Below are 11,457 nucleotides of genomic sequence, written 5' to 3'. Positions count from 1 at the left end.
ATGCACAGGGTGAGGGACGCAAACTGTCCGGTACATTTGTTTGCTTATAAGAGCAGAAATGGAAATAAGTCAATCAATGACCTTTTTGATGAAAAGATAGACCGCATAAGTGCAGCATTTAGTGAGATTCATAAAATTCAATATAAGTATCGAACAACAGAGGATAGAGGCTTCCTTCAGGGTGCTATAGTCTCATTCCAGTCGGCTATAGACGATTACAAAAACTCCCCTTTCACTAAATATCTGGATGAGTTAAAGGAGGCTAGATTACTTGGGCAGCATAGTTACAGGGATTTATTAGTGCATGATTTAAGAATGAGGGGTTACGACGTTAACGATGCAGATGAGGTTGAAGTTGACAACGAAAAAGTCAGCACTGCTAAACAGTCTGAAGCGATAAAACAAGAAAAATCACTAGCTATTTTGAACGCAAAAATCTTAAATGACGATGAGTACGAGAGTGTAAACAGGAGGGAGGTCAAAACACCTGAACAGGTGGCAGAAGCAAGGAAATACATCTTCTTAAAACAGTTCCCAGATATTAATAAATTGGATGATTGGGATGTAGATTTAATCAAGGAACTTATTTTTGACAACCCAGAAAGCAAGAGCAAACTATGGAGACGGTATCTTTTAGAGAATGAAGACTTAAACACACTAATTAGAGATAAAAAGGTGATTGGCAGTATAATTCACGGGTTTTCTCTTGATGATTGGGATGTATTACATTCCGTGGTAATGGAATTGAAAGAAATATCGTATATATTAACTCCATTAATGAATAGTAAAGCAATTAACTCTGAAAGTTCATTAGTCAAAGCCTTCGTTTATGCACTTGAGAAATGCAAATACTTACCTAAGCAAGGCAAATTAGGGAATATCCAATATCTCAACAAAATACTTGAGTTGATTGGTTACAAAGCTAATTACAAGGGGCAAAAAAGGGATGAGAACGGTAACAGGAGGCGTGAGTATGTGATAGCGGATAACCTCTATTACGAAGTTGGGGAGGGTAAAGAGAAAAGAAAAATTATGTTGCAACCATTACTCCAGGAATGCCTAGACAGGAGGAAAGAGGGGTTATTTGAGAAATACAATAATGAATATTTTGAGGAACAGAAGAAGAAGTTTTTAGGGGAGGAAACAACAGAAACGGAAAAGAAACCCGCTTTATTCACTAGGGAATTTCTCAGCGATGAAGAGTACATGGAGAACGTGCAATACAGTGAAGATTTAGAAACCCATGAGAACCAACAGATAGATGTAACTCCAATGCTTCCAAACGAGAATGTTGATGACGATAAAACGCCTAAAATCATACCTGAAGTAGGCGCGAACAGAGTGAAGCAAGTCGTATCTTACTTCTTTAACGGAATCAAATCAGGAGCGACTACCCTTGACCAAATTGCATCATCTATAGAATGTTTTGGTCGAGAGGTGTTTGAACAGGCTTGTTACGCTAACAGTTTGTTATTAGCTAGGTGTATTGATGCTGATTACAATTTTATGGAGGCTTAATTAGCATCCAGGAATACTAGGCAACAGATAGATGAAAGGTTAACTTAACTATTTTACAAATATTAATATTTGTAAGTACACCTAACTACGACTTGCATCATCTATAGAATGTTTTGGTCGAGAGGTGTTTGAACAGGCTTGTTACGCTAACAGTTTGTTATTAGCTAGGTGTATTGATGCTGATTACAATTTTATGGAGGTTTAATATGCCAGCGCAAAAAAAGACACCATTCTTTAAAGTTTATACTGACTCTGAATTAAAAGAGAAATTAAAATACTACTCAAAGTTATACGGGACAAACCAATCTGAAGTAATAAATATGCTTGTCAGTGGCTGGGTAGATGGAGTAGAGAAGGCCACCCCAATTCGCGATACCTTTGGCCTATCAGGAAATGTGGCCAACACTGTTGGGGAGTAAGATTTATCCTGGCCAAACACAACAAAACCACCTAAGACTGGCTTGGTGGTTTCCTTCCTGTTGGTGTATTTTTTTTGGTTTTATCATAAAATTTTATAATAAACTTTTATAGCAATCCTGGGAAATATCTGTTTAATATAGTTTCATAATCGTTAACTGTCACTGGCCATTTTGAAGTGGGCTGCTCTGCTTCAGTTACAAATCTACACTACGGCACTTCTCTCAGTTTGTCAAGGTTAACTTTCTATTTGAAACAGACGGTTCCCTTTCCCAGGAAGTATAACAATTGAGTATATTTCAGAGTATAATCGCACCCAAATAAAACTCATCTTGTATCTATATGGTACTCTGAGGGAGGTACAGAAAAATAGGATATTCTACAAAATTCTTGAAACCCTTTCCCCTATTAATATGGAGTTAAGCGGACTCGAACCGCTGGCCCCCTCAATGCCATTGAGGTGCTCTACCAACTGAGCTATAACCCCGAACCAAAGCATTAATTATGTTATCTAATTTTTTTTCCTTTGTCAAGAAGTTAATTAAAAAATTTCTACAACATTTTGAGTAGATGATCTATAGCAGTTGCCATTACTATATAGAACCCCTGAAGGGATCTATTTAAAATTATAGATTGAGAGTAGGGGAGTAGGGGAGTGGGGGAGTGGGAGTAGGGACGTTGCATAAGGGCGTCCGTACGGGAGTGTGGAGAGATGGGGAGATGGGGAGATGGGGAGATGGGGAGATGGGGAGATGGGGAGATAGGGTGTATTAGATATCTGCCACTCATCCAATCATCAAATCAATTATTACCTATTTTTTATCAATTAATTCTACCTCCAACCTATTTTCTGGAGATACGTTTAGGGCTTCTATAGAACATTCTCAAGCATCTCAAACTTAGTCCGTGCTGCGAATTTCACTTCTATACATTACATTAACAATCTGACTGCTCCCCTATCTAACTTCTAACTTCTGACTTTTGAATTCTGACTTCAGGTATATCAGGGTATCTGGCCTTGTTAAGGAACATCATACCCTGATGAGAAGCTTAAAAATATGTGTAGGAATGTTGAGACATCTCAGTTAAGTGAGTCATACAAGTACCCATGAGAAAATAAACCACCATCATTGCTGCAGCAGATATACCAACTAAAATACCTGCTAGCATCAGAGAAAATTCTCGATGATAGAACGACTCTTGCATCAAATGCAGAGCCCAAGCGACTAAAGCAACATCAAGTATTAGAATCGTGACCAACATAAGTTACGTTTTGTAACAATGTCTTTTATTCTAACAACATTTCTTAAAAATATATCTAAGTATTCTTACTAAGAAAATCTAAAATTCAACTTATGGCAGGGAACAGGGAACAGGGAATAGGGAATAGGGAATAGGGAATAGGGAACATAAGGAAAAACATTTCCCTGGGTAAAGTTCATCATTAGTCTATGTCCTAACCAACTCATTCCTTCTTAGTCCAGGTCAAATTAACTTTGTCTTACAGGCACTTGATGGCCAGCCAGATAATCTTTAATTTCTGCTACGCTTAGTTGACCATAATGTAGTAAAGAAGCAAGCAATGCTGCTTCTGCTTTCCCCTCTGTTAAAGCCTCAAAAATATGCTGGCAGTTACCCGCACCCCCAGAAGCAATTACAGGAATCTGAACACTTTCTGCTATAGTCCTCGTAAGTTCTAAGTCATAACCAGCTTGGGTTCCATCAGCATCCATACTTGTGACAAGCAGCTCTCCGGCCCCTCTTTTTTCTACTTCTATTGCCCAGGCGATCGCGTCCTTGCCAGTATTTTCTCGGCCACCTCGCACATAGACATCCCATCCTAAGTTATCTGGATCTGAACGACGACGAGCATCAATAGCTACTACAATACATTGATTTCCGAAACGGTCACTGGCCTGATTAATAAAGTCAGGGTTACGGACTGCTGCTGAATTTATACTTACTTTATCTGCACCGGCTCTTAATAAATTTTTAATATTTTCTAAGGATTGAATACCGCCTCCCACTGTCAGAGGAATAAAAACCCGCTCTGCAGTGCGATAAACCACATCTATTATTGTATCTCGGTCTTCGTGAGTGGCCGTAATATCTAGAAATACCAACTCATCAGCACCAGCATCATTATAGACCTGGGCTAGTTCCACAGGGTCTCCAGCATCTTGAAGATTCACAAAGTTGACACCTTTGACGACTCGGCCTGCATTAACATCAAGACAAGGTAAAATTCTTTTGGCCAGCATATAAATAAATTACTTGAGATAGCAGAGTATATTATGGCCGATTTTACAGTAGAAATTAATGGGTAAAATTAAGTCTAGTTAGTCGTTCTAAGAGATTGTTATGGGGCAAAAATTAAGTAAATTTTAGATGTAGCGAATTTCATCCCTATCATGTAAATAGTTAAATAGTGGAGAAAATCCCAGCACTACAGATAGATCCCTCAGTCGCACCAATATTTAGCTTTTGACTTTTGACTTTTGACTTTTGACTTAGTATGATAGAACTGTGCTGAAGCACTAATTTCAGATAAACTGTGGATTGATTAATACCACTCGAAGAACACTGTAAACAAAAATGGAAATTGGTCAAAAAGTTAAAGTAAAAGGTATAAAACAAAAGATACCTAACAATATAATCAATCGATTGAAGCAAAATCCCATTGGTACAATTAAAGAATTCAAAATGGTAGACGGTAGTGGAATTGGCTACTGGGTCCAATTTGAAGAAAAAATGGGCACTTGGTTTTTTGAAGATGAAATAGAACCAACTTCCTAACGAATACTAAAAGTAGAGCATTGGGTATAAGAGTAAATTATAAAAAAAGTCTTGCTTTGAGTATTGCTTGACTTTCAGTTTACTCCTACCCAATGCTCAATTTTTGATTAGGGAGTAGGGAGTAGGGAGTAGGGAGTAGGGAGTAGGGAGTAGGGAGTAGGGAGTAGTAGTCGAAAGAATTGTCCCTTGATTTTTCTGCAATTATTCTGACCAAAATTAGGACTTACACAAATACCATATATATAGCGCTCAAAACTATAACGTTATAGTTTTTGAACTCTATAGATAGTACCTTTGCGTAAGTCATAAAAATGTTAAGGAGAAGAATACCAAGAAGTTTCCACCAGTCCCACATTGCCAAAATTACTAATTCAGGAGTTGGTGGCAGAAGTTTTAACTCAAAGTGGTGAGGTTGGTAGAAGTCCTGCTTTACGAGGTTTTCGCAAAAAACTAAACGAAATGGTTAATCAAGATTAAGTAAAGTAGACTAAATTATTTAAAAATATAATTTTTTTTTGAAACTAATAAGAAATGACAGTTACTTATACATTTTTGGGTAAAGGTGGCACAGGTAAAACAACTATTGCATTTGCCACTGCTAAACGATACGCTAGCCAAGGTAAAAAAGTTCTATTTGTGGGACAAGAGCCTGCTTCAATATTATCCTTGATATTAGGTGCTGATATTGGTCCTGAACCTACAGAAATAGACTCGAATCTCAAAGCAGTTAATATTCAGGCAGCAAGTTTACTAGAAAGCGGTTGGGAAGAACTAAAAAAACTAGAAGCTGAATATATCCGTACACCCTTCTTTAAAAAGGTATATGGTCAAGAACTGGGAGTATTACCAGGAGTAGAAGGAATCCTGACTATTAATGTTATGCGGGGATATAGTTCTAGTGGGGAATATGACGTAATTATTTACGATGGTACGGGAGATAAGGAGACTTTACGACTTTTGGGTTCGGCGGAAATTATGAGTTGGTATATTCGTCGCTTCCGTCAAGTTATTCTCGACTCAGACCTTTACAAAGCTATTTCTCCATTTGTTCAACCTATTAGTAGTGCTATTCTGAATGTTGATTGGACAGGGGATAATTTTTCTCAACCGACCGAGAAAATTAATGAACTTTTAGATAATGCCAAATCTACTATAGCTGACCCAAATAGGGTAGCAGCATATCTGGTTACTACAAATGATAAGGCAGCGATCGCCACAGCAAGATATTTATGGGGAAGTGCCCAACAAGTTAGTCTAACTGTAGGTGGAGTAATTCTCAATCAAGCAGACTTGGTAGATAATATTACTGCTGAGTCTTCACCAATTACTGCTGAATTTGCACCATTATCTGTAACTCCTATTCCCCGTCGTTCTACTGAAGACTGGCAACCTCTAATGGATGCTCTACCAGATTTTAGTCAAGCAGTGAAGGCTCCTAAGCCTATGATTATAGATATTGACAAAAGTCAAGTAAGTTTATTTTTGCCTAGTTTTGATAAAAAACAAATTGGACTTACTCAATATGGACCAGAGGTAACTATTGAAGCGGGAGACCAGAGAAGAAATATTTTCCTTCCTCCACCTCTAAGTGGAAAACCTGTGACTGGGGCAAAATTCCAAAATGATTATTTGATTATTTCTTTTTAATTAGGGAGTAGGGACTGTAGGAGGTGTGGGGAGTGTGGGGAGTGTGGGGAGTGTGGGGTGATGGGGAGTAGGAAAAAATATTAATTTTAGGACTTACGCAAAGACCATGTATATAGTGTTCAAAACTATAACGTTATAGTTTTTTGACTCTATATATATTACATCTGGGTAAGTCCTGATTTTTTACTTTAGTCAAAATTTTATAGTAATTTTCAGAGATACAGCATTTTGCGAAGCTATGAGGTACAACGATTTAAGGTTGTAGGGAGTAGAGGAACAAACACAAAATATTTACCATGTCAAAAGTACAGTTATCTTACCTCATAATAACGGGAAGCGCTGTATTAATCAAACAACTAATTTAGGGTTTGGAGACCAAACCCCTACGGTAAAATATTACAACCCATAGCAGAAACTGGGTTTATGAACTAAAATTTACAATTCAAGCAGGTTTTGGTGCATGAAAGTGGGGATAGAGCATCCATTGGGCAGCTATATCGCTCTCTTTCGTAATTATTGATATTCTATTCATCTATTGTCCAATAGTTAGGGGTAGCCAATTAAACCTCAAAGGCTTTACAGGCAAAAGTTTCACCCTTTTTACTTTAAACATTGATGTTCTATTCATCTATTGGACAATAGTTATAGCACTTTCAGCACGTTATTATTGTGCATATGTGGAGCAAGTGCGACAGCTATATACTTTCATGCAACAAAGCCATTCAAGCATTAAATTAGGGTAATAAACCCGGTTTCTTGGTTGGGGTGCGTAAGTTCTATATAATTGTTTTTGCTAATCAAAATAATCCAATGAAAAATGACTAATCAAGAACAAGAAAAAGTTGAAAATAGCACTGCTAAAACCAGACAATTATTAGGAATGAAAGGTGCTGCAAGTGGAGAAACTAATATTTGGAAAATCCGCCTGCAATTAATGAAACCTATAACTTGGATTCCTTTAATATGGGGGGTAGTTTGTGGTGCTGCATCTTCAGGAAATTATAGTTGGAATCTAGAAAATTTCTTGATTTCTGCTGCTTGTATGTTATTAGCAGGACCTTTGATGGCTGGTTATACACAAACTTTAAATGATTTTTATGACCGGGAAATAGACGCTATTAATGAACCTTATCGACCTATTCCTTCTGGTGCTATTTCTATTCCTCAAGTTGTGACTCAAATTGTTGTTTTGTTATTAGCAGGAGTTGGTTTATCCTATCTCCTAGATTTGTCCGTTGGTCACGAATTTCCAATTATTACTCTGCTTTGTCTATTTGGTGCATTTATAGCTTATATTTATTCAGCACCACCACTGAAGTTAAAACAAAATGGTTGGTTAGGAAATTATGCTTTAGGTTCTAGTTATATTGCTTTACCTTGGTGGACTGGTCATGCTTTATTTGGAGAATTAAATTTAACTATTGTAATTCTGACTTTGTTTTATAGTTTTGCTGGATTGGGAATTGCTGTAGTTAATGATTTTAAGAGTGTAGAGGGAGATGAAAAGTTAGGTTTAAAATCTTTACCTGTAATGTTTGGTATTGGTACTGCTGCTTGGATATGTGTATTAATGATTGATATTTTTCAAGCTGGAGTAGCAGTTTATTTAATTAGCATTAAAGAAAATTTGTATGCTGTTATTTTGTTGTTGATGGTAATTCCTCAGATTACTTTTCAAGATATGTATTTTCTGAGAAACCCTCTAGAAAATGATGTGAAATATCAAGCAAGCGCTCAACCTTTTTTAGTATTAGGAATGTTAATTACAGGTTTAGCTTTAGGTCATGCAGGAGTTTAATTCAGTTATCAGCAAGGAAGAAGGAAGAAGGAATAATTCATTAATTGATAATTGATAATTGATAATTGATAATTACCTCTGGTTAAAACCTTACGGGAATTGAAGATAAGGAGATATCCTAGCACTTTTTTTCCCCTATCCAAGGGGAGGCTTTAAACCAGAATTATTTAATTATTAATTATTAATTATTAATAATTAATAATTCGGTAAAAAGGAAGAATTAGGAAGGAAGAAGTAGATGTAGGGTGGGGAGGGTGAGGCAGAAATAATCTCACCAAATAAAATAATATTTTCCTGGCCGCCGTAACCCACCGAAGACTAAATATTTCAAGTGTTTATTTAGATTTATTTTACAGATACCTTCTAAGTAAAAAGGAAGAAGTAAGAAGTAAGAATTCATTAATTGATAATTGATAATTACCTCTGGTGAAAACCGCTCTTGATTGAATATCAGAAAATATCCTAGCACTTTTTTCCCCTATCCAAGGGGAAGCTTTAAACCAGAATTATTTAATTATTAATAATTAATTATTAATAATTAGGTAAGAAGGCTAAAAATTTTAATGTAGGAATTAGGAATATTGTCTGCAACATTTATACTTCTTTCTTTTCTGAATTTTCAAGATACAAAATAAACTAGATTTCATAGAATGATAAAAAGGGTGTATCTCAATTTTGAAGAAAGCAAAAAATTTCTTGGTTTTAGGGAAAACTTAACTCTTAACTGGGGAGAGAAAAAAAGTATTTTTGCAAACATAGCAATCCTAAATAGGTCGCGGGTAATCAAAAAGTAGATAAAAAACTTGAAACTCCTGCCTGTTCCCTTTTCCCTTTTCCCTGAAAGCGGTAAAGTTTTTATACACAAATAAAATAGGATTGCTATATGAGATGCACCCGACAAAAAAAGTCTATCTTAAGTATAAGAAGATGTTAATAATTAATAATTATTGCTCTGCTGATTAAATATCAAAGCATTGACAAATAAGAAATAGTTTTCATTATCAATTATCAAGTAAGCATTCAGCTATTAGCAGTCAGCTCTCAGCAATTAGAGCTTAGGGATATTAAATGAATTTAATAGACTTTAAAATCAAAGCAGCCGACTTTTAGTAATACTTAATATCTGGCTCAGTAAACTTTCAAACACGCTCCAAAAAGAATAGCTGATAGCTGGTAGCTGACGGCTGCATGCTTACATTATCCATTATCCATTATCCATTAAATCTGGTGAGGTACAAAATTTGTTTGTTTTAGTAGGGACGTTGCATACAACGTCCCTAAATTGTAGCAACTTGATCAATAGGGAGTATATAGCACTACGCAAATAGGTTAGGAAATTTTTAAATCCTGTTTGCGCAGCATTCCGTAGGAAAACCCTTTTACAGTCTTCTGTTCCCTGTTCCCTGTTCCCTATTCCCTATTCCCTAGCGCTATAAAATAAGAAGAGCAACTGTACCTTAATTAGCTTGAGACATGATAAAATCTAATACAATTGACAAAATTCCAACTCAGGTTAACGTAGAAAAATTAGAGGAAAAAGTAGAATCCCAGAATTTATACCTGCGCCTATTTAGCTATGGTTTACCACATAAAACACCATTTTTAATAGGCATATTATTAACAATTTTGGCTTCATTTATTACTTTCTTTGTTCCTCAAATTAATCGCTATGTTATTGATGTAATTATTCCGGAAAAACAATTTAATATGTTGCCTTGGGTAGCAGCACTTATCCTATTGATGAGTTTCCTAGGAGGTGTACTGTCTTTTCTACAATTGTATGCGATAAAAATATTTGGAGAAAACACAGTTAAAAGTATTCGAGTAAAGTTATATCAACATCTTCAATTCTTATCTATTAGTTACTTTGAAAATCAACGTACTGGGGAATTAATATTAAGATTAGGAAGGGATGTAGAAATTGTCGGGCAATTACTTAATTCTAATTTAATTGCAATTCTAATAGATAGTTTTGCTTTTATTGTCGTTTTTATTTATTTCTTAATCAGTAATTGGCCTCTGGCAATCGCAATTGCGCTGACTTGGCCGTTGATTATTTATCTTTTACAATTTACTCAGAAAAGACTCAAAAAAATATTCCAAGAAACTAACCGAGCGAGGGAAATAATTAGCAATCATTTACAAGACACTATATCAAATATTACGATTATCAAATCTTTCGGTAATGAACAGTATGAAATTGACCGCTTTACAGAATTTAGTCATAATTATATGGAGAAAAACCTTGAGGCAACTCGGTTTTTGTCTATATCTACACCTATAATTAATACTCTCAATCAATTAGGTAATGTCATTACATTAGTTTTTGGTGCTTGGGGAGTAATGTTTGGTCGTTTGACTATTGGGGAATTAACAGCTCTTTTGACTTATGTTACTCTTCTAAATAAACCAATTAATCGCTTTAATGGATTAATTAGTATGGTGGAAAGAGGAGGAGTATCTGCTCAAAATATTTTTTCAATTTTAGATACTAAACTGGCAGTTAGTGACAAGGCAGATGCGATTAATTTAACTTCTGTTGAAGGTAATATTAAGTTTGAAGAAGTGGGGTTTGGTTATCAAGATAATGAGTTAGTTATTGACAATTTTAATTTAGATATTAAACCAGGAATGTCGGTTGCTTTAGTGGGTTCTTCTGGTGCTGGAAAAAGCACTGTTGCTAAACTCGCAGCACGTTTTTATGACCCGAAAAATGGGCGAATTTTACTTGATGGGCAGGATCTAACAAATGTGAGTTTAAGTTCATTACGATCGCATATTGGCATTGTTCCTCAAGAAACTTTACTGCTCTACGGTACGGTACGAGATAATATTATTTATGGTAAGTTAGATGCCACAGATGAAGAAATTATAGCAGCAGCAAAGGCAGCAAATGCTCACGATTTTATTATGGGTTTTCCTGATGGTTATAACTCTATTATTGGGGAAAAAGGAGTTAAATTATCAGGGGGACAAAGACAAAGAATAGCGATCGCCAGAGTTTTGTTAAAAAATCCCCAAATTGTTATTTTAGATGAAGCAACTTCAGCTTTAGACTCTGAGTCAGAAAAATTAATTCAAGAGTCTGTAAAACAACTTTTTCAAGGACGTACTAGCATAGTTATTGCTCATCGTTTGTCAACTATTTATCATGTCGATTTAATTGTAGTTATGGAAAAAGGTAAAATAGTAGAAATGGGAAATCATGCAGAGTTAATTGCTCAAGAAGGGAGGTATGCTTATCTTTATAAATTACAATTTTCTCAACTTGCTTTGGAAGA

9 protein-coding genes and 1 tRNA gene are annotated in these 11,457 nt (G+C 35.7%); 7 read left to right on the top strand and 3 right to left on the bottom strand.

The features are described from left to right. Positions 1 to 1,518: hypothetical protein (locus ACP6PK_RS00425; protein WP_426556806.1), on the top strand; the 1,518-nt coding region annotated here is incomplete at its 5' end. A 206-nt stretch (positions 1,519 to 1,724) separates the two neighbouring features. Further along, positions 1,725 to 1,937: a hypothetical protein gene (locus tag ACP6PK_RS00420; RefSeq protein ID WP_094675673.1), complete on the top strand. Its 213-nt coding sequence runs from the start codon at positions 1,725 to 1,727 to the stop codon at positions 1,935 to 1,937. A gap of 412 nt (positions 1,938 to 2,349) precedes the next feature. On the opposite strand, the gene ACP6PK_RS00415 is transcribed toward ACP6PK_RS00420, so the two are convergent. The 3 genes from ACP6PK_RS00415 to hisF form a co-directional block, all read right to left on the bottom strand. After that, a tRNA-Ala gene (locus ACP6PK_RS00415) sits at positions 2,350 to 2,422 on the bottom strand. Between the two features lie 563 nt (positions 2,423 to 2,985). Then, positions 2,986 to 3,198 carry a hypothetical protein gene (locus ACP6PK_RS00410; protein ID WP_094672076.1) on the bottom strand — a complete coding sequence of 71 codons (213 nt, stop codon included), beginning with the start codon at positions 3,196 to 3,198 and terminating at the stop codon, positions 2,986 to 2,988. Between the two features lie 227 nt (positions 3,199 to 3,425). Continuing rightward, positions 3,426 to 4,196, bottom strand: coding sequence for an imidazole glycerol phosphate synthase subunit HisF (hisF, locus tag ACP6PK_RS00405; protein ID WP_094672075.1), 771 nt, complete (start codon positions 4,194 to 4,196; stop codon positions 3,426 to 3,428). A 334-nt stretch (positions 4,197 to 4,530) separates the two neighbouring features. On the opposite strand from hisF, the gene petP reads away from it, so the two are divergent. The 5 genes from petP to ACP6PK_RS00380 form a co-directional block, all read left to right on the top strand. After that, the gene (petP, locus tag ACP6PK_RS00400; protein ID WP_426556803.1) at positions 4,531 to 4,731 is read left to right on the top strand and encodes a cytochrome b6f subunit PetP; all 201 of its coding nucleotides are present in this window, start codon (positions 4,531 to 4,533) and stop codon (positions 4,729 to 4,731) included. Positions 4,732 to 5,085: 354 nt separating this feature from the next. Further along, entirely contained in the window at positions 5,086 to 5,208 is a 123-nt protein-coding gene (locus ACP6PK_RS00395; protein ID WP_426556801.1) for a hypothetical protein, read from the top strand. A 54-nt stretch (positions 5,209 to 5,262) separates the two neighbouring features. Next, positions 5,263 to 6,378, top strand: a complete 1,116-nt coding sequence (locus ACP6PK_RS00390; RefSeq protein WP_426556799.1) for a Get3/ArsA fold putative tail anchor-mediating ATPase NosAFP — start codon at positions 5,263 to 5,265, stop codon at positions 6,376 to 6,378. Positions 6,379 to 7,195: 817 nt separating this feature from the next. Further along, a complete protein-coding gene (gene chlG, locus ACP6PK_RS00385) occupies positions 7,196 to 8,176 on the top strand; it encodes a chlorophyll synthase ChlG (RefSeq protein WP_426556797.1) in 981 nt (326 codons plus the stop codon). Between the two features lie 1,473 nt (positions 8,177 to 9,649). Continuing rightward, on the top strand, positions 9,650 to 11,457 hold a 1,808-nt coding region (locus ACP6PK_RS00380), incomplete at its 3' end, for an ABC transporter ATP-binding protein (protein WP_426556795.1).

Origin of the sequence: Dapis hubbardiae BLCC-M172, from assembly GCF_050016015.1 — a bacterium.
GTDB lineage: Bacteria > Cyanobacteriota > Cyanobacteriia > Cyanobacteriales > Microcoleaceae > Trichodesmium.
The sequence above is the reverse complement of the archived record's forward strand: the minus strand, read 5'-3'. Positions and strand labels throughout refer to the sequence as shown.